The organism is Chryseobacterium echinoideorum (genome assembly GCF_007474535.1).
Classification (GTDB): domain Bacteria; phylum Bacteroidota; class Bacteroidia; order Flavobacteriales; family Weeksellaceae; genus Chryseobacterium; species Chryseobacterium echinoideorum.
The window spans coordinates 343,144-366,799 of record NZ_VKNW01000002.1 but is presented as its reverse complement, the minus strand read 5'-3'; the positions used below and the strand labels follow the sequence as shown (position 1 = coordinate 366,799).

The following is a 23,656-nucleotide window of genomic DNA, read 5'->3' as shown; positions in this document are numbered from 1 at the left end:
TTCCCCCAAACTCCAAATTTATTTAACATAAAATTAATCCTAAATTAATATCTCCCCTTAACTCCCTGAATAACTGTGAGAAAAATTTTAAAAAAAAGCAAAAAGGAAAAGTGAAAAGCGGGATATAGCTCCTGAAAAAAATACCTCCGAAATAGATTTGTAAGTAGTTTAAGTGTAAAACAAATAAACTTTAATTCAAAAACTATAAAATAATTTCATTCATAAAAAAATTTTCAACTCATAAAAATTTGATTAAATCATTTAAAAACAAAATCCTCCTGCATCTTTCGACACAGGAGAATTTCTAATATATACAAAATTAAATTATTTCAATTTTTTCTTCACAGCTACTTCTTCGTATACTTCAAGAATGTCGCCCTGTTCGATATCATTATAGCCTTTCAAATTCAAACCACATTCGTAACCTTTGGTTACTTCTTTTACATCGTCTTTAAAACGCTTCAAACTTTCGAGTTCACCGTCAAATTTAACAATACCATCTCTTAGCAAACGAACTTTAGAGTTTCTGGTAACTTTTCCAGTAAGAACCATACATCCTGCAATGGTTCCTACTTTAGAGATTTTAAATACTTCACGGATTTCCACATTACCGATTACCTGTTCCTGAATTTCAGGGGAAAGCATTCCTTCCATAGCTTCTTTTACCTCATCAATTGCTTTGTAGATAACAGAATATGTTCTGATTTCAATCTCCTCACGATCTGCAAGATCTTTTGCGTTAGCTCCGGCTCTTACGTTGAATCCGATAATAATTGCATCAGACGCTGCTGCTAAGTTGATATCCGACTCGGTAATTTGTCCGACACCTGAGTGAAGGATATTGACGCTGATTTCTTCGGTAGACAATCTCTGTAACTGATCAGACAATGCTTCTACAGAACCATCTACGTCCCCTTTAAGGATAATATTCAATTCTTTAAATTCTCCTAAAGCAATACGTCTGCCCAATTCTTCAAGGGTTGTATGCTTCTTGGTTCTGATTGACAATTCTCTCTGTAGTTGCTCTCTCTTGTTGGCAATTGATTTACCTTCACCTTCATCAGCATAAACACGGAATTTATCCCCTGCTGTAGGCGCTCCGTCTAAACCTAATATTGTTGCAGGAATTGATGGACCGGCCTCTGAAAGATTTTTACCTCTTTCATCAAGCAAAGCTTTTACTTTACCATGATTTTTACCCGCTACAACATAATCTCCCACTCTTAAAGTTCCGGTCTGTACAAGCATGGTTGCTACATAACCTCTTCCTTTGTCTAATGAAGCCTCAATTACAACACCATTTGCAGCACGTTCAGGATTTGCTTTAAGCTCAAGCATTTCTGCCTGAAGCAATACTTTTTCCAATAACGCATCTACGTTGTTACCAAATTTTGCAGAAATTTCCTGCGCCTGAACATTTCCACCCCATTCTTCTACCAAAATATTCATTCCGGAAAGCTGTTGACGGATATTATCCGGGTTAGCATTCGGTTTGTCTACTTTATTGATTGCTATAATCATCGGAACACCTGCTGCCTGAGCGTGAGAAATTGCTTCTTTCGTCTGAGGCATTACATCATCATCCGCAGCAATTACGATAATCGCAATATCTGTAACCTGTGCACCTCTCGCTCTCATCGCTGTAAATGCTTCGTGACCCGGAGTATCTAAGAATGTAATTCTCTGACCATTTTCCAATTTCACGTTATAAGCTCCGATGTGCTGAGTAATTCCACCCGATTCACCTGCAATCACGTTAGTTTTTCTTACATAATCCAGTAATGAAGTTTTACCATGGTCAACGTGTCCCATTACGGTAACGATTGGCGCTCTAGGTAATAAACTTTCTTCTGTATCCATATCTTCTTCAGAGTCTGCATCTTCAAGATCAGCATCTGAGAATTCTATTTTATAACCAAATTCATCAGCTACCAACAGTAGTGTATCAGCTTCTAATCTTTGGTTCATGGTAACCATAACTCCTAATGAGAAACAAGCAGAAATAACTTCTGTAGGAGAAACATTCATTAAGCTTGCTAATTCACCAACAGTGATGAATTCGGTTACTTTCAATGTTCTGTCTGCTGCATCTATTTCCTGCTGACGCTCATCCTGCTCTCTACGGAAACTTCTTTTATCTTTTCTGTGTTTGGAAGATTTAGATTTACCTCCTTTATTGGTAAGCTTTTCTAAAGTTTCCTTGATTTGGTTTTTAACCTGCTCATCAGTTAATTCTACAGGCATTGTTCTCTGACCAGGTCTGTTTCCTTGTCCGCCTCTGTTGAAGCCTCCTCTGTTTCCGCCCTGTCCGCCTTGTCCTGGTGGACGATTGCCCTGATTATTATTTCCAAAACGGCTTCCACCGCCTTGTCCGCCTTGACCTTGCGGACGATTTTGTCCACCTTGTCCCTGACGGTTTTGTCCGCCTTGTCCTTGAGGACGATTGCCTTGCTGATTTCCACCTTGTTGGTTATTGCCGTTATTTTGGTTAGAACCACCCGGTTTCTCTATTCTTTTTCTCTTCTTTTTCGCTCCTGAATTTGGTTTTGGGGCAAATTGAGTTAGATCTATTTTTTCGCCAACAATTTTAGGTCCATCAAGTTTCTGGTAAACCGTTTCTATCTTCTGAGGCTCCTGAGATTCTTCTGTAGGAGCAGATGGTTTAGGTTCTTCTGCTTTTTGTACAGGTTTTTCAACTGCCTTTGGAGTTTCTTTTGCAGGTTCAGCTATTTTTTTCTCTTCAGCTTTTGGTTTTTCTTTTTTTGCAGGTCTGTTTCTGCTACTTTCTATCTGTGAGAGATCAATTTTATCCAATACTTTAAATTCCTGTTTTTCAGGAGCTGACTTTACTTCAGGAGCAGGTATTTCTGTTTCTTTTACTTCTTTCACCTCCTCTTTTTGTTTTTCTTCTGGTTGAGAAGGCTCAGGAAAAGGCTCTTTAGCCACGGGTTCCTCCTTTTTAGGTTCAAGATCTATTTTACCTAAAATTCTGGTTTCCGGTTTTATATTAGCTTTAGCTCTTATTACTTCGGGGGTTTTCTTTTCTTCAATTTCCAGCTTTTCTTCCGGAACTTTAGATATCACCACCTCATGGGAAGCTTTACGCTGTTCACCATCTTTGGCAAACTCAGCTTCCAATGCAGAATATGCCGCTTCTTCTAATTGAGCGTTAGGATTGCTTTCAACCTCGAAACCCTTAGACTGTAAAAACTCTACCAATCTGGACATCGAAATGTTGAATTCCTTAACCGCTTTATTTAATCTTATTTTTGGCATCTATATTATTTACTGTTTTTTTAATTCTTAAAAATTAAAGTATCCTTTTTTACTTTTATTAAAATTTATTTCTAAATATTAATCTTCAAATTCCTCTCTTAAAATACGTTTTACATCTTCAATGGTTTCTTCTTCAAGATCTACCATATTCAAAAGACTTTCTGTATCCTTATCCAACACGGATTTTGCTGTAGTAAGACCTACTTTATTAAATTCATCCAAAATCCACTGTTCGATATCATCATTAAACTCTTTCAAGTCTACGTCATCATCTTCGCTAGCTTCTCTGTATACGTCAATTTCGTATCCAGACAGCCATGAAGCCAGTCTGATGTTTTGTCCCTGTTTACCGATAACTTTAGAAATCTCTTCAACCGGAGTATACACCAATGCATAGTTTGCCTCCTCGTTGATGTCAATTTTATTGATGGTAACATTTCCTAAAGCTCGTTTTACCATAATTTCAGGGTTTTTAGACCACTGAATCACATCTATATTTTCGTTTCTTAATTCTCTTACCACACCATGGATTCTGGAACCTTTTACTCCGACACAAGCTCCTACAGGATCTATTCTGTCGTCATACGCATCCACAGCAATTTTTGCTTTTTCACCAGGAATTCTTACCGCTTTTTTAAGGATAATTGTTCCATCCTGAATTTCAGGAATCTCCAATTCCAATAATTTTTCAAGGAATTTAGGAGCAGTTCTTGAGATAATGATTTGCGGCTTAGAACCTTTAAAATCAACACTTTCTACGATTGCTCTGATATTTTCACCTTTTTTAAAAAAATCTGAAGGAATCTGATTTTCTTTCGGCAAAATAAACTCGTTCCCCTCATCATCAAGCAAAATTACGTGCTTATGACGAATGTGATGAATCTCTCCGATAACAATCTCACCAATTCTGTCTCTGAACTGTTCGTAAAGCATGGCGTTATTATGCTCCTGCAATTTTGTTGCTAAAATCTGTTTCAGCGTCAAAATATTTCTTCTTCCTAACTGGGCCACCGGAATTTCCATGGTAAAATCTTCTCCTACTTCAAAAGTAGGATCTATTTTTTTTGCTGCAGAAATTTCAATTTCAAGATCATCGTCTTCAGACATATCATCTTCAACGATTGTTTTATTTAAAAATATCTGAAAATCTCCTTTATCCGGGTTTACAATCACATCAAAATGATCGTCAGAATCATATCTTTTTCTAAGCAATGTTTTGAGGGAATCTTCAATAATCGCCATCAAATCAATCTTACTGATCCCTTTCTCGTCTTTAAAATCACCAAAGGATTCAATCAACGCTATATTATCCATTTATCTTTTTTCTTTTTATTAAAATTTAATTACTACCAACGCTTTTTTAATTTCCGTGTAAGGAATTTCCTTCTCCTCCTCAACATCAACTTTACCTTTACCGATATCTTTCGGTTTTCTATACCGAAGTATTAAAGTGATTTTTTCTTCATCCACGAGAGCAAGTTCACCTTCAATTTTGGATGAATCATTCAAAAGAACTTCAATTTCGCGACCAATGTTTTTCTTATACTGCCTAGGAATGGAAAGCGGCTCACTTAGTCCTGCCGACATTACCTGAAGACTGAAATCATGCTCCTCACGATCCATATTAAATTCTATTGCCCGGCTTGCATCAAGACAATCCTGAACAGATACACCGTTGTCACCATCTAAGATTACCGTAATATCATCCGCAGCAGAAAACTTCAAATCAATAAGAAACAAATCTTTTCTTGTTTCCAGAAAATCATTTAATAATGTTTCAATATTTTTTCTAAACTCCATATTCTATAAATACCTGATTTACCAGTACGAAAAAAGGCTTTCTCTTAGAAGCCTTTCCATTTTTTCCGTAAATCTCCTGCAAAGATAAGACTTTTTTCTAAAAAACACAAACCTTATTCATAATCAATAAAATAACTTATAAGTTTCTGAAATTGAAAATTTCTCATCAATCATGTTTATTTATTATCTAAGCTCTTTCACTAATGACTTTCTGTAAGTTAAGGCACATTTGAATTATATTGAAAGTATTTTTAGTATTTTTGTCAAAAATTTTTAAAAACATATATTTTGAATATAACAATAGTAGGAACAGGCTATGTAGGCTTGGTTACCGGAACCACCCTTGCAGAACTTGGAAATTCTGTATACTGTGTTGATATAGATGAAAAAAAAGTAGAAGGTATGAAAAACGGCGTAGTTCCCATCTATGAGCCGAATCTTGAAGAAATGTTTCTGAGAAACATACAGTCCGAAAGATTATTTTTCACCACCAATTTAAGAGAAGCTTTAGATAAAAGTGAAGTTATTTACCTGGCTTTACCAACTCCTCCAGGAGAAGATGGCTCTGCCGATCTCTCTTATGTTTTGAAAGTTGCCAATGATATTGGTGAAATGATGACAGAATACAAAGTCATCGTTAATAAGAGTACTGTTCCTGTAGGCACTGCAGACAAAGTAAGGGATGTAATCGCATCCAAAACAAAAATCCCGTTTGATGTAGTTTCTAATCCAGAATTTCTAAGAGAGGGTTTTGCTGTGGAAGATTCTATGAATCCTGCGAGAGTGGTGGTAGGATCCAGTTCAGAAACCGCAAAAGATATTATGGCTAAGATTTATCAGCCATTTACCAATACCGGTGTTCCCATTATTTTTATGGATGAGAAATCTTCGGAGCTCACAAAATATGCTTCGAATTCTTTTTTAGCCGTAAAAATTACGTTCATGAATGAAATCGCCAACTATTGCGAAAAAGTAGGCGCAGATGTAGATAAAGTAAGACTAGGAATGGGAAGTGATGACAGAATAGGACATCGTTTTCTTTTCCCGGGAATAGGGTACGGCGGAAGCTGCTTTCCAAAAGATGTGAAGGCATTGATAAAATCCGGAAAAGATGATAATTTTGATTTTCAGATTTTACAGGCAACCGAAAAAGTAAATATCGCACAAAAAGTCATTCTTGCTTCTGAAATTGAAAAATATTTTGAAGGAAATATTACAGGAAAGAAAATTGCAATGTGGGGGTTAGCTTTTAAAGCCAATACGGATGACATCAGAGAAGCATCGTCTTTAGATAATATTGCCATTCTTTTGGAAAAAGGCGCTAAAGTTATTGCGTACGATCTTATCGCCGAAGATAATGTGAAAAAAGTATTGGGGGACAAAATATCTTATGCAAATACAATGTATGATGCATTAGAAGATGCAGATGCCTTATTTATTGCTACGGAATGGCCGGAATTTAAAAACCCGAATTTTGAATTAATGGCTAAAAAAATGAAAAACAAAGCTATTTTTGACGGAAGAAATATGTTTCCTCTTGAAATTCCCGAGCAAAATGGGTTCTTTTATAAAAGTATAGGACGGAAAACAATCAAATAAATAAGAAAGGATTTAGAATCCTCAAATATTCAACTTAATAGCCATAGAGAACCTATGGACACAAAAAAATAAGTAAAAACCATTAAGTGGTTTAAAAAATAGTCACAGGAAACTGGGATAAACAGAAAAAGCATAGTCCTAATGAAAAACATCATCATAACCGGAGGAGCAGGATTTATAGGTTCACATGTAGTAAGAGAATTTGTTAAAAATTTACCTGAAACTAAAATTATCAATCTTGACGCATTGACGTATGCAGGTAACCTTGAGAATTTAAAAGATATTGAAAACGAGCCTAATTATGTTTTTGAAAAAGCCGACATCACAAAACCTGAAGAATTAAGAGCAGTTTTTGAAAAATATCATCCGGACGCTGTCATTCATTTAGCTGCAGAAAGTCATGTAGACAGAAGCATCACAGATCCGAATGCGTTTATTAATACCAATGTTAACGGAACAGCTAATCTTTTGAATTTAGCAAAAGAATTCTGGACATTAAACCCGGATCATCAACACGGTAATTTTCCGGACGAAAAGAGAGCCAACCTGTTCTATCATGTTTCCACCGATGAAGTTTACGGCGCATTAGGAGAGACCGGGTTTTTCACAGAAGAAACCTCTTACGATCCGAAATCACCATATTCAGCCAGCAAAGCAGCTTCTGACCATTTGGTAAGAGCCTATGGAAATACTTACGGAATGCCGTTTATTGTATCCAACTGTTCCAACAATTATGGTCCTAACCATTTTCCCGAAAAACTGATTCCTCTTTGTATTTTTAATATTATTAATGAAAAACCTCTTCCTATTTACGGAGACGGAAAATACACCAGAGACTGGCTTTTTGTAGTAGATCACGCCAAAGCTATTTTCAGGATTTTTCATGAAGCCAAAACAGGTGAAACCTATAATATCGGTGGATGGAACGAATGGCAAAATATTGATCTTATCAAAGAGCTCATCAAACAAATGGATGCCAAGCTCGGAAACCCTGAAGGTTACAGCGAAAAACTGATTACCTTCGTGAAAGACAGACCGGGACACGATAAACGTTACGCTATAGATGCCACGAAACTAAACAAAGATTTGGGATGGAAACCTTCTGTAACATTTGAAGAGGGTTTAGCAAAGACAATAAACTGGTTTTTGGAAAATAAGGAGTGGCTGGAAAATGTAACGAGCGGGGATTATAAAAAATATTACGAAAAGCAATATAGCTAATACACAAAAAAATGAAAGGAATAATACTCGCCGGAGGATCCGGAACCAGACTTTATCCTCTTACCATTGCTGTAAGCAAGCAACTGATGCCGGTTTACGACAAACCGATGATTTATTATCCGCTTTCGACCTTACTTTTAGCAGGAATTAAAGACATTTTAATCATCACAACTCCGCATGATCAGGCTGGTTTTATCAAGCTATTAGGAGACGGTTCGCAAATTGGGTGCAATATAGAATATGTAGTACAGGCAAATCCGGACGGATTAGCGCAGGCTTTTATTTTGGGAGATGAATTTATTGGAAATGACTCTGCTGCACTGGTTTTAGGAGATAATATTTTTTACGGTTCCGAAATGGGAACTTTGCTGAAAAATAAAACCAATCCTGATGGAGGCGTTGTTTTTGCCTATCATGTTTCAGATCCTGAAAGATATGGCGTAGTGGAATTTGATGAAAATTTTAAAGCAGTTTCTATTGAAGAAAAACCTTTAGAGCCAAAATCAAATTACGCTGTTCCCGGATTGTATTTTTATGACAATGAAGTTGTGGAGATTGCAAAAAACATCAAACCTTCCCCACGAGGAGAACTTGAAATTACTGACATCAACAATGTATACCTCAGGAAAGGAAAACTTGAAGTCGGGGTTCTTGACAGAGGTACTGCATGGCTGGATACCGGAACTTTTGATTCACTTAATGACGCTTCAGAATTTGTAAGCGTTATTGAAAAAAGACAGGGTTTTAAGATTGGATGCATTGAAGAAATTGCCTTCAGAAACGGATTCATCAACGAAGAAAAACTTTTGGAAACTGCTGCAAAATATGGCAAAAGCGGATATGGCGAATACCTGAAAAAACTTGCACAATAATTACAAAACCTATCTTTTCCCTCTGTTGGGTTTTGAAATAACCTGATGAAGATTGGGTTACAATCAATTATTATTAAACTCAAAATATGAACACACTTGAGCTTATAGGACGTACCGAAGAACTTTTCAACGAGGATATCAGTACACATGAAAAAGAATTACAAAAAATTATTTCCGGTTCCCGTTTTTTGGTGATCGGAGGAGCCGGTTCTATCGGACAGGCAACCACCAAGGAAATTTTCAAGAGAAATCCTAAAAAATTACACGTAGTAGACATCAGCGAAAACAATCTTGTCGAATTGGTGCGCGATCTCAGAAGTTCCATAGGTTACACCGATGGGGAATTCAAAACCTTTGCTCTAGACATCGGTTCAGATATTTACAATGCATTTATTAAAGCTGACGGAAATTATGATTACATACTCAATCTTTCCGCTCTGAAACACGTAAGAAGCGAAAAAGATCCTTTTACCTTGATGAGAATGATTGATGTGAATGTATTCAACACCGATAAAACCATTCATCAGTCTATACAAAAAGGAAGTCATAAATATTTTTGCGTTTCTACAGACAAAGCTGCGAACCCGGTAAACATGATGGGAGCATCTAAAAGAATTATGGAAATGTTTCTGATGAAAAGAAGTCAGGAAATTACCATTTCTACTGCCCGATTTGCGAATGTTGCCTTTTCAGACGGTTCTCTCTTGCACGGATTCAACAAAAGAATTGAAAAAATGCAGCCTATTGTTGCGCCCAACGATATCAAAAGATATTTTGTAACCCCTAAAGAATCAGGAGAGTTATGTCTTATGTCTGCCATTTTCGGTGAAAACAGAGATATATTTTTTCCTAAACTGAGTGAAAATCTACACCTCATCACTTTTGCCGAAATTGCCATAAAATATCTTGAACAATTGGGATATGAACCTCATCTATGCGAATCTGAAGAAGAGGCAAGAGAAAGAGCTGCTGAGCTTTCCTCCCAAAAAAAATGGCCTTGTTTATTTACTGAAAGCGACACCACCGGAGAAAAAGATTTTGAAGAATTTTTTACCGAAAACGAATCACTTGATATGAGCAGATTTGCCAACTTGGGTATTGTAAAAAACAGCTTAAACATAGAAGAGGTTAAACTTCAGCATTTTGAATCTGAAATTATCGCTATGCGAGACAAGGGAAGCTGGGAAAAGAAGGAAATAGTTGATTTATTTAATTGGATGATTCCTAATTTCAACCACAAAGAAACAGGCAAGTATCTGGATTCTAAAATGTAATTACAATGGAAAGAAATCAAAAAATCACACAGTTTATCCGTGAGGTTTTTGATGAAAAAGAAAATTTCATCCCGCTTCATGCTCCATATTTCGGTGGCAACGAAAAAAAATACCTTAACGAAACCATAGATTCTACTTTTGTGTCTTCTGTAGGAGCTTTTGTAGATCTTTTTGAACAGAAAATGTGCGAATATACCGGCGCAAAATACGCAGTCGCCTGTGTGAACGGAACCAATGCACTGCATATCGCATTACTATTGAGCGGAGTTCAACCTGATGACGAGATACTTTCACAGGCTTTAACTTTTATTGCCACCGCAAATGCAATAAGCTACATCGGGGCAAAACCTGTATTTATTGATGTAGATGCAGATACGATGGGAATGTCTCCTACTGCTTTATCTCAGTTTTTAGAAAACAATGCAGAAAGAAAAGCAGACGGTTTTACTTATAATAAAAAAACGGGTAAAAAAATCTCTGCCTGCGTTCCGATGCATACATTTGGTCTGCCTTGCAGAATTGATGAGATACAGAATATCTGCAGCCAGTGGAACATCGCCGTTGTTGAAGACGCCGCCGAATCTTTAGGCAGCTATTATAAAGGCAAACACACCGGAACTTTCGGAAAACTTGGAGTTTTCAGTTTCAATGGAAACAAAACCATTACTTGTGGCGGCGGAGGTGCCATCATTACCAATGATGAAGAAATTGCTAAAAAAGCGAAACATATAACAACTCAGGCAAAAATTCCGCATCCGTGGAAGTTTATGCATGATGAGATTGGCTATAATTACCGGATGCCCAACCTGAATGCTGCTCTTGCTTGCGCTCAGTTGGAGCAGATTGATGATTTTATTTTAAATAAAAGGAAAACCGCAAAACAATATCAGGAGTATTTTGAACATTCTGATGTGAAGTTTATGGCAGAAACAGAAAATTCTAAAGCCAATTACTGGCTGAATGCCGTACTTTTTCCTGATGAAAATGAAAGAGATCTGTTTTTAGAACAGTCTAATGCTCAAAAAGTGATGACACGCCCGATTTGGGAACTGATGACTTCATTACCTATGTTTAAGAATTGTGAACATGACGGACTGAAAAACAGTCGGTATTTAGCCGAAAGAATTGTAAATTTACCAAGCAGTGTAAGAAAATAAATGTCTTCTAATAGAAAAAATATAATCCTGATTGGCGGTGGCGGACATTGCAAATCCTGCATTGAGATCATCAACTCAACAGGAAAATATCATATAGCAGGAATATTGGACCTGCCTTCTGAACTGGGAAAAAAAATTCTTGGAGTAAAAGTTATTGGTAATGATGACGATTATTTAAAATTTCACGAGCAGGGAAATGTTTTTTTTATTACCGTAGGACAAATCAAAAATGCAGAACTCAGGAAAAGAATTTTCCGGAAACTTACAGCGATTGGAGCGCAAATAGAAACAATTATTGCACCCACCGCATACGTTTCTGAAACCGCAAAAATTGGAGAAGGATCTATTGTAATGCACAAGACTTTCCTCAACAGCGGTGTAAAAATAGGCTCAAACAATATCATCAATACCGGAGCCATTCTGGAACATGATGTAACAATAGGAAATCACAACCATATCTCTACCGGAACAATTATTAACGGAGACTCCACAATAGGCGATGAAAATTTTATTGGAAGCGGAGCAAATATCGCCAATAATATCAATATTGGGAATCAAACCGTCATCGGTTCGGGAACTGTCGTAATAAATAATATTGACAATTCAGGGGTGTATGTGGGAAATCCTGTAAGAAAAATAGAATAACATTGATGAAAAACGCTATCGTTACTTACATTTATCCTAATGCTCTTGATTTTATTGAAAGCTTCACGAATCGCATCAATAAAATAAATACAGATAATATTATATTAATTATTTTTAATGATGGTATTGAAAATCCTGAGATTTTATTTAAAAAAGTTAAATTTCCATATAAAATTATACCTGTAAAAGGAACGATCAATGAAATAAGACACCATTCTATTCAATATCTTAGTAAGAATTTTAATGATATTGAAAGCTATATTTTTCAGGATATTGACGACCTTTTTAGTATTAACAGGTTTGATGTTTTAATTGATAAATTGAAAAACAACCTGATTGTCTGCAATGATTTGAAAAAGCTTGACAATAATGGAGTTCATTCATCTTCGATGTGGTCTGAAAGATTACAAAATGATTTTGAGTTTGATTATCAATTTATTATCAATAAAAATATTATCGGATTAGGAAATGTTGGTTTGAAAAAAAATATTTTAGCACATAAAACCCAATTGAGCAATACTCCTGTTGCATTTGATTGGTTTTATTTTTATCAACTTTTAAAAGATACAGGAATAAAAGCGGCATTTACATCAGAATGTCAAACCTATTATTTGCAGCACGATGATAATATTGCAGGAATAGACAAAGGTTTAACTGTAGAGAATCTCAGAAAAATAATTAATGTTAAAAAAAAACATTACGAAAGTCTAATCAGCTTAGGATATTCGGAACTTGAACAGGAATTAAAAAAACTAAATAATTTAGAAGATGTAAACCTTTCTGCTACGAAGAAGAACCAAAACCTCTTTTGGTGGGAAGAAACAGAAATATTATAAAACCACTTTGCTTGGCAAGTAAAATTTTGACAAAATAAAGTGATAAACAATGAAAATCTAATTATGAAAAAAATATTTATAAAAGACAAAGAAATTTACAACTACTCTACTCCTTATATCATTGCCGAAATTGGTGCAAATCATAATGGAGACATGGATTTGGCAAGAGAAATGATACAATCTGCGAAAGATTGTGGCGCTGATTGTGTAAAGTTTCAGTCATGGACTCCCACTTCGCTTATTGCAAAAGAAGAATACGACAGAAACCAGAAATATGATGATTCACCCAAGAAGCACTTTGGTTCTCTGAAAGAAATGGTAGAAAAATACTATTTGAGAGAAGAACAGCATTTTGAGCTCAAAGAGTTTTGCGATTCTTTACAAATTGATTTTTGTTCTACTCCATTTTCTCATGCAGAAGTAGATTTGTTAGACAAATGCGATGTTCCGTTTTACAAAATCGCTTCAATGGATCTCAACAATTATCAGCTTTTGAATTATGTTGCTGAAAGAAAAAAACCTATTATTCTTTCCACCGGAATGGCCACTATCGCTGAAATAGATAATGCCCTGAATCTTTTGTATAAAAAAGGAGCAAATGAATTATCACTACTACATTGCATTTCTATTTACCCTCCGAAAAACGAAGATATTAATCTGAAAAATATTACCATGCTTCAACAGACTTTTGGGGATATTCCTATCGGGTTTTCAGATCATTCGTTTGGGTTTTCAATACCACTTGCAAGCGTTGCATTAGGAGCGTGTATCATTGAAAAACATTTTACTACAGATAAAAATCTGCCGGGTTGGGATCATGAGATATCTGCAGATCCGTTTGAAATGAAAGTTATCTGTGAGGAAAGCAAGAAAATATCAGAATCTCTAGGTTCTTTAAAACGGGTGGTTTCTTCTGATGAGCAGGCAAAAAAAGACAAATTTAGAAGAAGTATTGTAACAACAGCAAATCTGAAAGCAGGGCATATTCTTACGGAAGAAAATCTAACCTCCAAAAGACCAGGAACGGGTATTTCGCCCGATTTGATTGAGCAGATTATTGGCAGAAGCCTGAAAAAAGACATTGAAGAAGATACGGTCTTAAAATGGGAAAACCTGCAGTAATGAACAAAATACACCTGATCAAAAAAGACGAATCTGTAAGGTCTGCACTCATTAAGCTTAATGACCTCAGTATAGATGCTATTCTTTTTGTAACTGATGAAAATCAAAAACTGATTGGCTCCCTTACAGACGGAGATCTTCGTCGTGGGTTTATCAAAGGATTGGGCTTTGAAGATTCTATTGTAGAATTCATTCAGCCGGATCCCAAATTCATTTATGAAAATGAATACAATCAGGAAAAGCTGGAAGATTTTAAGAAGAAAAATTTTAAGATTATTCCAATCGTCAATCAGGAGCATCAGATTACAGATATTCTGAATTTCCGTACCAAAAGTGCCCTCATTCCTGCAGAAGCTGTACTCATGGCAGGCGGAGAAGGCAAAAGACTGCGGCCGCTCACCGAAAAAACTCCGAAACCACTGCTGAAAGTAGGCGACAAACCTATTATTGAACATAATATCGACCGCCTCATTCATGTAGGAATTAATAAAATTCACCTCAGCATCAATTATCTGGGAGAGCAGCTTGAAAACTATTTTAAAGACGGAAAAGATAAAGGAATTCAAATTTCGTATGTAAAAGAAACCAAACCATTGGGAACTATTGGCTCTGTACTTCTCTGTGAAGATTTTCAGCATGATGATATTATTATCATGAATAGTGACCTACTGACTAACATAGATTTTGCAGACTTTTATAAAAGTTTTAAAAATTCTGATGCAGACATGGCGGTTGCAGCAACAAGCTATCATGTAGATGTACCTTACGCCGTGCTGGAAGCTGATGAAAAACAAACTGTAAAATCGCTGAAAGAGAAACCAAGATATACTTATTTTTCCAGTGCCGGAATTTACATTCTAAAAAAATCTTTATTGACCATGATTCCCGAAGATGAGTTTTTTGACATCACTGATCTGATGGAAAAAGTCTTGAGAATGGATAAAAAAATCATCACCTATCCCATCAATGGCTACTGGCTGGATATCGGTAGACACGAAGATTATACAAAAGCACAGGAAGATATTAAACATTTGAAGTTATGATTATTGATACAGTAGATCATCTTGAAAAATATATTGAAGAAAATATTATTTTTCAGGTAAATAAATTATTGAATACTCCCTTTGAAGAATTGAGTCTCGGGAACTGGCATATTTTAGATGATAAAGCCTCAAAAATTATTATACTCAATACCTCAAACTATGAAGAAAATGTATTTGAATCTCACAAGAAATACATTGATTTTCACTTTCCTATCAATGGTCATGATGTTATTTTTTTTGGTACAGAAAAAAACAAAATACAAAAGTGCGACTATAATATAGACCAAGATTATCAGCTTTTTTCTAGCACTACAATTGCGGAAATGAAAATCACTAAAAATTGTTTCGCAATGATAGAGCCTAATGAGCTACATAGTAATCAACTGACGAATGATGCTTTAAAAATCGTATTAAAAATACCCAAAAATGTCTAAAGTAATTGCTTGCATTATTGCCAGAACAGTCTCTACAAGGCTTCCCTTGAAAATATTAAGAGATTTGTATCCCACTAAAACAATGATTGAATTTTTGATTGACCGAATCAAATCTATCAATACCATTGATGACATATACATCTGCACTTCCAAAGAAAATGTAGATGACATTCTGGAAGATATTGCTGAAAGAAACGGCGTAAAAATATACCGCGGATCAGCTGATGAGGTTACAGAAAGACTCATAAGTGTAGGAAAAAAAGAAAAAGCAGATTACATCATCAGAATAACAGGAGACAATCCTTTTACTTCTACGGAATATATATCTCAGCAGATAGAGTTTGCCGCAGACAACAATCTTGATTATGTTAGATTGGCAGACGTCCCTATTGGTGCGACTTCAGAAGTCATAAAACTAGACGCTCTTATAAAATGTCATTCTGAAATGGATCCCAAAGTTAGCGAATATCTGATGCTCTTCTTATTCAATCCTGAAAATTTTACCTGTGGAATTATTAATCCTTTTAGGGAAGATTTTTCTCATTTTACAGTGACCGTAGATACACCGGAAGACCTCAAAAGAAGTAGAGAAATTATAAAGTTCATTAATAAGAACTCAGAAAATATACTTCTTGCAGATATACTAAAACTTTATTCTCTCCAGGAAATAGAAAACTCTACAATTCACAATCAGGGAATGGTAAAACTTCCTTATGGCAAATTAATTCCATTTGAAGAGTTCAGACTTGATATGGAAAAAAGAAAAAAGAACTCTAAACAACTGAATCTTTATGAATAATCATACCTATCTATACACAGAAACAGCCTTTCATCATGAAGGAGATTACAATTATCTTATGCAGCTCATTGATGAAAGTAAAAGAATTGGAGTAAACGGAATCAAATTTCAGGTACTTACAAATTGTGGAGATTTTGTAAGCCCCAAACACAAGGATTATGATATACTTTCAAAATTCTGCTTTAGTTACGATCAATGGAATAATATCTTATCATATACTCAAAGCATAGGTTTAGATATTATCTTAATGCCTTTAAATACCGAAGCTATCAAACTTAGCCATTTCGCTAAATATATTGATATTCATTCTGTATCATTTAATGATAGAAATTTGCTTGAAAAAATAAATAGCACAGAATGTAAGATTATTTTAGGAATTGGCGGAAGAACTGAAGACGAAGTAGATGATCTGATTAGTTTTTTCGGAAAAAAGGTTGAAGTTTTAATGGTTGGTTTCCAGTCTTTTCCTTCCGCATTGGAAGATGTAAATTTGGCTAAAATCAATTATTATCATCAAAAATACCCATCTCTTAGGATAGGATATGCAGATCACTCATCTTACAATGACAAATTTTCTATCATTAGTAATGATTATGCAAGGTTTTTGGGTGCAACTGTTTTTGAGAAGCACATTACGATGAAAGAAGGGGAAGAGAGAACTGATTATTCTTCTGCCGTTTCTGGTGATAAAATAAAAGAAATTATGAATAATCTGAATTTTATCGACACCTACATCCTTCACAAAAATCATCTTGAAATGAGTGTTGCAGAGAATAATTACCGTAACAGACAGCTTATTGCAGTAGCTACGAAATCTTTAGCTGCCGGAACTATACTGAAAGAAGATGATATATCTTTAAAGCTATACCATCAAAGTGAGAATCAACATAATATAAAAGATGAATTGATTGGTAAAAAACTATTAGAAAATATAGAAAAAGACTATCCAATATCTAAAGCAATGATTACTTAATGAAAAAAATATTGATATTTTCAGATTCATTACCTTTGGCTAGAGAGTTTCCTGAAACTACACTATTCCATGAAACATGGCCAGAATTGCTAAAGAAAGAAGGTTATTTAATCCATCAGGTTTCTATTGGTGCGGCAACATCTACAGATATTTTAACACAAGTAAGCTACCATAAGACTTTCCAACCTGATCTTATAATAATTCAGGTTGGAATTGTAGATTGCGCGCCAAGATTTGCAACTAAGTTTGAAATGGAAATTCTTAGAAAAATTCCTAAAATGATAGGTGCAAAAATTATTAAAAATATAAATAATCCTAAGTGGAGAGCTAAAAGAAATATTAGCTATGTAAATATTTATCAGTTTAGAAATAATCTTAAACACATTAGTCAATCATTTCCCAACACTCAATTGGTATTTTTGACAATTCTTCCTGCAAATGATGAATATGAAAAACTTCTTCCTGGTGTAAAAAGAAAAATAGAACTTTATAATGATGCAATTAAAAACTATAATCATATTGATTTGAGTAAAGTTCCTTTGGAAGCTATAATGTCAGATCATTTTCACATAAACCCGAAGGGCCATCTTTTTATATATAATAAAATAAAAGAATTCATCAATTTTAACTAATTTTGTATTCTTGAAAAACATGAACGAACAGATAAAAATTTATGAGGCAGGCGCTAAAAAGCAGACATTTGGTTCTCTTTTAACCCAAATGTTCCGAGACCTCGCCAATTCCCACACGCTTGCAAAACGACTGTTTATCAGAGACCGTAATGCAGAATACCGTCAATCTATTTTTGGTCTTCTTTGGTCTGTATTTACACCGTTATCTAACACCTTGGTGTGGATTTTTCTAAGTGCATCAGGAGCGGTAAAAATTGATGATACAGGACTTCCCTACCCGGTTTTTGTCCTCATAGGAACTTTGTTGTGGGCCATATTTACAGAAAGTGTGAATATGCCATTGCTTAGAACTACAGGATCCAGAGATCTTTTAACAAAAGTAAATTTTGAAAAAGAAGCCATCATTTTGTCCGGAATTTACAAGCTGATATTCAATACACTTATCAAATTAGGTATTATAGCATTGCTTTTTGTATTCTTCAGAATTTCTCCGGGATTTCAGATTGTACTGGCAATTCCCTGCATTCTTTTATTGATGGGCTTCGGAATGGGGATTGGTCTTCTCATCACCCCATTAGGAATGCTTTATAAAGATATATCAAGGATTATACCTATGGTACTTTCTTTCGCCATGTATCTGACTCCGGTAGTGTATAAAACAACCAAATTCAAGTCTTTAGAATCTTTTCTTAGTCTCAATCCGCTTACTCCTATTATCAACAGTACAAGAAACCTTCTTACAGGCGGCAATTTTGAAAACATTCCCTATCTTCTGGCGATTGCTTTCTGTACACTTGTCATTATTCTAATCGGGTGGATTTTGTTCCGTATCTCTATTCCCATCATTGTTGAACGTATGTAATTTTTCTGAAGTATGTCTGAAGTATTAGTAAAAGCAGATCATGTATCTAAAAAATTCTGTAAAGATCTGAAAACCGGACTTTGGTACGGTGTTCAGGATTTAGGAAAAAACCTTTTCGGCAATCACAGCGAAAACCAACTGCGTCCAAAAGAATTTTGGGCAGTAAATGATATCAGTTTTGAAGTAAAAAGAGGCGAATGTCTTGGTCTTTTAGGGCATAATGGCGCCGGAAAAAGTACGCTTCTGAAGGTCATCAACGGACTTCTTTCTCCCGATAAGGGAAGAATAGAAATGCACGGTCGTGTGAATGCATTGATTGAATTAGGAGCTGGTTTTAACCCTATTCTTACAGGTCGGGAAAATATTTTTAATAATGCAGCGGTCTTAGGAATTTCCGAAAAAGAAACAAAAAAGAAGCTGGATGAGATTATTGCTTTCTCTGAGCTGGAAGAATTTATAGATACTCCCGTACAATATTATAGTTCGGGGATGAAAGTAAAACTGGGATTTTCTGTAGCAGCGCATTTGGAGCCTGATATTTTGATTCTTGATGAGGTTTTGGCAGTTGGCGATGCAGGATTTAAGATCAAATCGTTCAATAAAATGATGGAGCTGATGAAATCCTGTGCGGTGCTTTTTGTTTCGCATGCTATGCCGAGTGTTGCAAGGGTTTGCAATAAAGTAATTTATATGGAACACGGAAAAAGTCTTTACTATGGAGAGGATGTACATCATGGAATTGAAATGTATTTTGACCAGTTTTCAAGCGAAAGATCAAAGATTGAATTTAATGATGCTGCAAATATTGAGAATATTTCTATCAATGGAGAGCCTCAGTCAGACAATCTAAAATCTACAATTTATGGGGAAGATTTTAAATTAAAATTCAATGTAAATATATTAGATAAAAAAGTTGAGGATTTCTATATAATAATTCAAATTACCGATAAAGATTTAAAGATTGTAGCCAATTTCTTTACTAACAAATTTGCTCCAAATTTTAACGCTGAAGATCATAACGAGATCGAAATTACATTTCCTGAGCTTCTGCTGATTGATGGTGAGTATCAGATTACATATGCCATTGCAACTCATGAGAAATTTAATAAAAATCAATATAGACATCTTGCTTTATATAGAAATTATACTTCTTTCAAAGTTAAAGGCTTACAAGAAAATGTATATGCTGCAATCTATTTAAAGGGATCAGTGTCTCATAACGGTAAAGTATTAAACTGATGGAGATTAAAAACCGTACAGATATTAAGAATTTTATTGTTGATATTGAAAAAAAATTTGACATTCTACAATGGAAAGTAAATGATATCCATTTATGGCCATTGATAAGAATTGAACTTTATTTTGCTCTTATCAAGAGCATTGAAAATAATGATTTAATTATTTCAGTACCTAACAAATCATTTTCTACAAAACAAAAAAAAATCAAATATAATTTAACTTTTAGAATTAAAAGGCAATTAAAACACACTTACGAAAAGTCACAAATCTATTTAAAATTAAAAAAAGCTACAAAAAATTTAAGAAAAAGAGAAACAGTTTTTGTAAGTGAAAAAATGTACAGATCTGAAATTAATGGAATTTATTACAATAAATTTTTTGATCCATTGATTGCAGACAAAACAGAAAAAAGTTTTCTTTTTTGGGAATACGGAGAAATTCTTAAAAACTTTTCCAATCAAAATACAATTATAGATTTCATAAAAGTTAACTCACTCTATAAAAGATATTTGTATCTTATTTTTGATAAAAATAAAATAGATGTTTTTTTGGAAGGATATGAAAGTCTATGGGAATATATCACTACCAGCAACCCAAATCTTTCATCAGACTCTTTAACAAAAGAAGCAATTTCCCGTCAAGCTTTAATTTTTCATCAAGCATTTCAGACTGCAACCTACCTCCTGAAAAAAGTACAACCTAAGAAAGTTTTTATTTTATGGTATTATGGTTTCCCAGGATTCGCAATAAGCGCAGCAGCCAATAAACTTAATATCAAAACAATAGAAATGCAGCATGGTCCTCAAACCGACCTTCATTTAGCTTATGCAAACTGGACTAAAACTCCTGCTTCAGGCTTTGATATGCTCCCCAGAAATTATTGGTGTTGGGATAAAAACTCTGCAGATGTTATTACGAAATGGTCAAAATCAAATCCATTATATAAAGTTGAAATAAATGGAAATCCTTGGCATTCATTTGATATAGGAATCAAAAACATATCCGAAGATTATGTGCTATACTGCATGCAACCAATTCCTTTATCTGTTACTCAATTAATATTTCCAACTCTTATAGAGACTATAAGAAGTTCAGAAAAAAAATGGTATATTAGATTTCATCCACGACAAAAAGATGAAGAAATACAAGAAATCATTACTATTATAGAAAAAAATAATATTTTACATAAGGTTAATTTTGATGATGCTAATAGAATTTCTTTACCTCAGCTTATCAAAAATTGCAGTTTTAGTGTTACTCACTTCTCAGGGTGTGCTCTAGAAGCATATATGTTTAAAAAGAAAACTATCTTTATCAATGAAATCGGATTACATAGTTTTCCTGAAATTTTTAAAGATAAATTTGCCTACTATATTGATTATAATGATACAAATTTTGAAGAAAAATTCCGTAAGATTGAAAATCAAATCAATACATAATTTTCAAAAAATTGATGCTTATATAAAATGATCATAGGAAACGGACTTATTGCCAGTTTATTCAAAGAAGAAGATCGCAGTGACACTGTTTTCTTTGCATCGGGTGTTTCCAATTCTTTAGAAACACGTTTATCCGAATTTAAGAGAGAAGAGCAATTGCTGAAAAAAATAATGGATGAGAATCCGGATAAAAAAATTCTTTATTTTTCGACCTGCAGCATCTACGATTCTTCAAAATCTGAAAGCCCATACGTGCTTCATAAACTCAATATGGAACATTTAGTAAGCAATCATCAGACTTCACACCTTGTTTTGAGAGTAAGTAATGTGGTAGGAAATGGCGGCAATCCTAATCTATTGATGAACTATCTTACAAGAAGCGTACAAAATGACTCACAAATTACCGTGCATACTAAGGCAAAAAGAAACCTTATTAATGCTGAAGATGTAAAAAATATAGTTTTACAGCTTATTGAACAGAAAAAATTCAACGGAATTATCAACCTGGCTTATTTAGAAAATTTTTCTACAATTGAGATTTTAGAAGAACTTGAACTTTTATATAAAGCAAATCTTACCCTGAACTTACTTCCTATTGGAAATGCTTACGAAATAGATATTCCTTACGCCAAAGATTATTTTACAAAATATAAACTTACAGATAAAAAAAGCTACCTGAGAAAAATCATCAATGATTATTACAAAACACAGATATGAGCCTGCCTTTATTTTCAATATTAGTTGCCAATTACAACAATGGCAAGCATTTCCAGGATTGCTTTGATAGTTTATTATCCCAAAGCTACCAGAATTTTGAAGTTATCATTATAGATGATTGCTCTACAGATAATTCTGTAAAAACGATCGAAAAGATGATTGAAAAAGATTCCCGCTTTAAACTTTGGACTAACGAGAAAAATAAAGGGTGTGGATACACAAAAAATCGCTGCGTAATGTTAGCACAAGGAGAAATTTGCGGTTTTTTGGATCCTGATGATGCGATTACTTCCAATGCTATAGAAATCATGGTAAATGAACATAATAATAATCCAAAGTGTTCAGTCATCTACTCAAATTTTTTGTTTTGTGATGAAAAACTGAATACGATTTCTGCAAATAAAACCCATCAGGTAGTCAATGGCAAAACAGATTTCTATAACTTTGAAGGATCAATCTCTCATTTTGCTTCTTTTAAAAAAGAATTGTATAGCAAAACATCGGGAATCAATAAAAACCTGATGCGGGCAGTAGATCAGGATCTGTATCTTAAACTGTACGATATAGCGCCAGTAAAACATATTGAGAAAGAACTCTATTTATACAGAATACACGAAGGAGGAATTTCTACGAATCTTAACGCTGAAAAAGCATTTTACTGGCATTGGATAGTGATTCAGGATAGATGTAACCGATTGGGTATAAATCCTGAAAATATCTTTTTGGAAATATTTACCCGAAAAAAATATGAAGAAAAAAGGACTCAGGAGATAGCTTATCTTAAGAGTAAAATCACCAAGGTAAAAAAATCGAAGTGGATGAAGATGGGTGCGTTTTTGGGTTTATTTAAAAATTATAAAGACTTATAATAATGGCTGAAACTCTGGTAAGTATTATTGTACCCTGCTATAATCAGGCAGAATATCTTGATGAATGTATTCAGTCTGTGTTAGATCAAACCTATTCTCACTGGGAATGTCTTATCATCAATGATGGCTCACTTGATAATACAGATGAAGTTGTCGATAAATGGCTGAAAAAAGATCCTAGATTTTTTTATTATAAAACACAAAACGGAGGAGTCTGCTCTGCAAGAAATTTAGGAATTGAAAAATCCAATGGCAGCTGGCTTCTTCCTTTAGACGGTGATGACAAAATTGGAAAAGACTATCTTTCCGAGGCTATAAAAAAAACCGAGGAAGGATATGGGCTTATTTATTGTTCAGGGATGCATTTTGGAATGAAAAACACCCCGCTCTACCTTCCGGAATATTCTTTCAAAGAACTTTTACGCCACAATATTATATTCTGCTCTGCCCTATTCAATAAAGAAGTTTTAGGCAGTATTCGGTATGATAAGAACTTGGTTCATGGTCTTGAAGATTGGGAATTTTGGATAAGTTATCTCTCCCAAAATAATATAAAGGTACTTAAGCTTCCTGATGTCCATTTTTTTTACAGAATAAAAGAAGTTTCCAGAAATCAGTCGGTAACAGACAACAAAGAGAAAAGTGATGAAACAAAATTTTATATTTTCAATAAACATAAAAACCTTTATGATAAGTTTTACGGCGATTATTTTACAGTGATCAATCAAATGGCAAAACTAGAAAGCCAAAATATATATTATCATAAAATCTTAAACAGCAAAAAATACAAGACAATAAGCAGAATACTTGATTATATTCATAGAATTACTCCTTAATAAATTACTTC

22 protein-coding genes are annotated in these 23,656 nt (G+C 34.4%); 19 read left to right on the top strand and 3 right to left on the bottom strand.

Annotation, left to right across the window (positions count from 1 at the left end):
• Positions 1-324: 324 nt before the first annotated feature.
• From infB to rimP, 3 genes are all read right to left on the bottom strand, one after another.
• Positions 325-3,276 (bottom strand): translation initiation factor IF-2, encoded by a 2,952-nt coding sequence (gene infB, locus FOL89_RS04010; RefSeq protein ID WP_144281557.1) that lies wholly within the window; start codon positions 3,274-3,276, stop codon positions 325-327.
• Positions 3,277-3,354: 78 nt separating this feature from the next.
• Complete coding sequence (gene nusA, locus FOL89_RS04005; RefSeq protein WP_089743677.1) at positions 3,355-4,590, bottom strand: transcription termination factor NusA; 1,236 nt, start codon at positions 4,588-4,590, stop codon at positions 3,355-3,357.
• A gap of 18 nt (positions 4,591-4,608) precedes the next feature.
• Complete coding sequence (gene rimP / locus FOL89_RS04000) at positions 4,609-5,076, bottom strand: ribosome assembly cofactor RimP (protein WP_144281556.1); 468 nt, start codon at positions 5,074-5,076, stop codon at positions 4,609-4,611.
• A gap of 288 nt (positions 5,077-5,364) precedes the next feature.
• Between rimP and FOL89_RS03995 the strand changes: the two genes are divergently transcribed.
• The 19 genes from FOL89_RS03995 (at position 5,365) to FOL89_RS03905 (ending at position 23,645) form a co-directional block, all read left to right on the top strand.
• Positions 5,365-6,675, top strand: a complete 1,311-nt coding sequence (locus FOL89_RS03995; RefSeq protein WP_144281555.1) for a UDP-glucose dehydrogenase family protein — start codon at positions 5,365-5,367, stop codon at positions 6,673-6,675.
• 141 nt (positions 6,676-6,816) lie between these two features.
• Complete coding sequence (rfbB, locus tag FOL89_RS03990; RefSeq protein WP_144281554.1) at positions 6,817-7,896, top strand: dTDP-glucose 4,6-dehydratase; 1,080 nt, start codon at positions 6,817-6,819, stop codon at positions 7,894-7,896.
• A gap of 11 nt (positions 7,897-7,907) precedes the next feature.
• Complete coding sequence (gene rfbA, locus FOL89_RS03985) at positions 7,908-8,768, top strand: glucose-1-phosphate thymidylyltransferase RfbA (protein ID WP_144281553.1); 861 nt, start codon at positions 7,908-7,910, stop codon at positions 8,766-8,768.
• An 86-nt stretch (positions 8,769-8,854) separates the two neighbouring features.
• Positions 8,855-10,042: a UDP-N-acetylglucosamine 4,6-dehydratase gene (locus FOL89_RS03980; protein WP_144281552.1), complete on the top strand. Its 1,188-nt coding sequence runs from the start codon at positions 8,855-8,857 to the stop codon at positions 10,040-10,042.
• 5 nt (positions 10,043-10,047) lie between these two features.
• Positions 10,048-11,199: a LegC family aminotransferase gene (locus tag FOL89_RS03975; RefSeq protein WP_144281551.1), complete on the top strand. Its 1,152-nt coding sequence runs from the start codon at positions 10,048-10,050 to the stop codon at positions 11,197-11,199.
• Positions 11,200-11,844 carry a NeuD/PglB/VioB family sugar acetyltransferase gene (locus tag FOL89_RS03970; protein ID WP_144281550.1) on the top strand — a complete coding sequence of 215 codons (645 nt, stop codon included), beginning with the start codon at positions 11,200-11,202 and terminating at the stop codon, positions 11,842-11,844. It begins immediately after the preceding gene.
• 5 nt (positions 11,845-11,849) lie between these two features.
• Positions 11,850-12,680, top strand: coding sequence for a hypothetical protein (locus tag FOL89_RS03965; RefSeq protein WP_144281549.1), 831 nt, complete (start codon positions 11,850-11,852; stop codon positions 12,678-12,680).
• Between the two features lie 63 nt (positions 12,681-12,743).
• Positions 12,744-13,802, top strand: a complete 1,059-nt coding sequence (locus tag FOL89_RS03960) for an N-acetylneuraminate synthase family protein (protein WP_144281548.1) — start codon at positions 12,744-12,746, stop codon at positions 13,800-13,802.
• Positions 13,802-14,845 carry a nucleotidyltransferase family protein gene (locus FOL89_RS03955; RefSeq protein ID WP_144281547.1) on the top strand — a complete coding sequence of 348 codons (1,044 nt, stop codon included), beginning with the start codon at positions 13,802-13,804 and terminating at the stop codon, positions 14,843-14,845. The genes FOL89_RS03960 and FOL89_RS03955 overlap by 1 nt, the downstream gene beginning before the upstream one ends.
• Complete coding sequence (locus tag FOL89_RS03950) at positions 14,842-15,279, top strand: YhcH/YjgK/YiaL family protein (protein WP_144281546.1); 438 nt, start codon at positions 14,842-14,844, stop codon at positions 15,277-15,279. Before FOL89_RS03955 ends, FOL89_RS03950 begins: the two co-directional genes overlap by 4 nt.
• Positions 15,272-16,078: a cytidylyltransferase domain-containing protein gene (locus FOL89_RS03945; RefSeq protein WP_144281545.1), complete on the top strand. Its 807-nt coding sequence runs from the start codon at positions 15,272-15,274 to the stop codon at positions 16,076-16,078. The genes FOL89_RS03950 and FOL89_RS03945 overlap by 8 nt, the downstream gene beginning before the upstream one ends.
• Positions 16,071-17,051, top strand: a complete 981-nt coding sequence (locus FOL89_RS03940) for an N-acetylneuraminate synthase family protein (protein ID WP_144281544.1) — start codon at positions 16,071-16,073, stop codon at positions 17,049-17,051. Before FOL89_RS03945 ends, FOL89_RS03940 begins: the two co-directional genes overlap by 8 nt.
• Entirely contained in the window at positions 17,051-17,683 is a 633-nt protein-coding gene (locus FOL89_RS03935) for an SGNH/GDSL hydrolase family protein (RefSeq protein WP_144281543.1), read from the top strand. Before FOL89_RS03940 ends, FOL89_RS03935 begins: the two co-directional genes overlap by 1 nt.
• Before the next feature lie 19 nt (positions 17,684-17,702).
• A complete protein-coding gene (locus FOL89_RS03930; RefSeq protein ID WP_228444853.1) occupies positions 17,703-18,545 on the top strand; it encodes an ABC transporter permease in 843 nt (280 codons plus the stop codon).
• A gap of 12 nt (positions 18,546-18,557) precedes the next feature.
• A complete protein-coding gene (locus FOL89_RS03925) occupies positions 18,558-19,784 on the top strand; it encodes an ABC transporter ATP-binding protein (protein ID WP_144281542.1) in 1,227 nt (408 codons plus the stop codon).
• Positions 19,784-21,223 carry a hypothetical protein gene (locus FOL89_RS03920; protein WP_144281541.1) on the top strand — a complete coding sequence of 480 codons (1,440 nt, stop codon included), beginning with the start codon at positions 19,784-19,786 and terminating at the stop codon, positions 21,221-21,223. Before FOL89_RS03925 ends, FOL89_RS03920 begins: the two co-directional genes overlap by 1 nt.
• 27 nt (positions 21,224-21,250) lie before the next feature.
• The gene (locus FOL89_RS03915) at positions 21,251-21,940 is read left to right on the top strand and encodes an NAD-dependent epimerase/dehydratase family protein (RefSeq protein ID WP_144281540.1); all 690 of its coding nucleotides are present in this window, start codon (positions 21,251-21,253) and stop codon (positions 21,938-21,940) included.
• Positions 21,937-22,809, top strand: a complete 873-nt coding sequence (locus FOL89_RS03910; protein ID WP_144281539.1) for a glycosyltransferase — start codon at positions 21,937-21,939, stop codon at positions 22,807-22,809. The genes FOL89_RS03915 and FOL89_RS03910 overlap by 4 nt, the downstream gene beginning before the upstream one ends.
• A 2-nt stretch (positions 22,810-22,811) precedes the next feature.
• Entirely contained in the window at positions 22,812-23,645 is an 834-nt protein-coding gene (locus FOL89_RS03905) for a glycosyltransferase family 2 protein (protein ID WP_144281538.1), read from the top strand.
• Positions 23,646-23,656: the final 11 nt, after the last annotated feature.

What these genes read in the sequence shown, in the direction of transcription:
- infB (WP_144281557.1), bottom strand. Translation starts at nt 3,276, where the DNA reads ATGCCAAAAATAAGATTAAATAAAGCGGTTAAGGAATTCAACATTTCG.
- nusA (WP_089743677.1), bottom strand. Translation starts at nt 4,590, where the DNA reads ATGGATAATATAGCGTTGATTGAATCCTTTGGTGATTTTAAAGACGAG.
- rimP (WP_144281556.1), bottom strand. Translation starts at nt 5,076, where the DNA reads ATGGAGTTTAGAAAAAATATTGAAACATTATTAAATGATTTTCTGGAA.
- rfbB (WP_144281554.1), top strand. Translation starts at nt 6,817, where the DNA reads ATGAAAAACATCATCATAACCGGAGGAGCAGGATTTATAGGTTCACAT.
- rfbA (WP_144281553.1), top strand. Translation starts at nt 7,908, where the DNA reads ATGAAAGGAATAATACTCGCCGGAGGATCCGGAACCAGACTTTATCCT.
- FOL89_RS03980 (WP_144281552.1), top strand. Translation starts at nt 8,855, where the DNA reads ATGAACACACTTGAGCTTATAGGACGTACCGAAGAACTTTTCAACGAG.
- FOL89_RS03975 (WP_144281551.1), top strand. Translation starts at nt 10,048, where the DNA reads ATGGAAAGAAATCAAAAAATCACACAGTTTATCCGTGAGGTTTTTGAT.
- FOL89_RS03970 (WP_144281550.1), top strand. Translation starts at nt 11,200, where the DNA reads ATGTCTTCTAATAGAAAAAATATAATCCTGATTGGCGGTGGCGGACAT.
- FOL89_RS03965 (WP_144281549.1), top strand. Translation starts at nt 11,850, where the DNA reads ATGAAAAACGCTATCGTTACTTACATTTATCCTAATGCTCTTGATTTT.
- FOL89_RS03960 (WP_144281548.1), top strand. Translation starts at nt 12,744, where the DNA reads ATGAAAAAAATATTTATAAAAGACAAAGAAATTTACAACTACTCTACT.
- FOL89_RS03955 (WP_144281547.1), top strand. Translation starts at nt 13,802, where the DNA reads ATGAACAAAATACACCTGATCAAAAAAGACGAATCTGTAAGGTCTGCA.
- FOL89_RS03950 (WP_144281546.1), top strand. Translation starts at nt 14,842, where the DNA reads ATGATTATTGATACAGTAGATCATCTTGAAAAATATATTGAAGAAAAT.
- FOL89_RS03945 (WP_144281545.1), top strand. Translation starts at nt 15,272, where the DNA reads ATGTCTAAAGTAATTGCTTGCATTATTGCCAGAACAGTCTCTACAAGG.
- FOL89_RS03940 (WP_144281544.1), top strand. Translation starts at nt 16,071, where the DNA reads ATGAATAATCATACCTATCTATACACAGAAACAGCCTTTCATCATGAA.
- FOL89_RS03935 (WP_144281543.1), top strand. Translation starts at nt 17,051, where the DNA reads ATGAAAAAAATATTGATATTTTCAGATTCATTACCTTTGGCTAGAGAG.
- FOL89_RS03930 (WP_228444853.1), top strand. Translation starts at nt 17,703, where the DNA reads ATGAACGAACAGATAAAAATTTATGAGGCAGGCGCTAAAAAGCAGACA.
- FOL89_RS03925 (WP_144281542.1), top strand. Translation starts at nt 18,558, where the DNA reads ATGTCTGAAGTATTAGTAAAAGCAGATCATGTATCTAAAAAATTCTGT.
- FOL89_RS03920 (WP_144281541.1), top strand. Translation starts at nt 19,784, where the DNA reads ATGGAGATTAAAAACCGTACAGATATTAAGAATTTTATTGTTGATATT.
- FOL89_RS03915 (WP_144281540.1), top strand. Translation starts at nt 21,251, where the DNA reads ATGATCATAGGAAACGGACTTATTGCCAGTTTATTCAAAGAAGAAGAT.
- FOL89_RS03910 (WP_144281539.1), top strand. Translation starts at nt 21,937, where the DNA reads ATGAGCCTGCCTTTATTTTCAATATTAGTTGCCAATTACAACAATGGC.
- FOL89_RS03905 (WP_144281538.1), top strand. Translation starts at nt 22,812, where the DNA reads ATGGCTGAAACTCTGGTAAGTATTATTGTACCCTGCTATAATCAGGCA.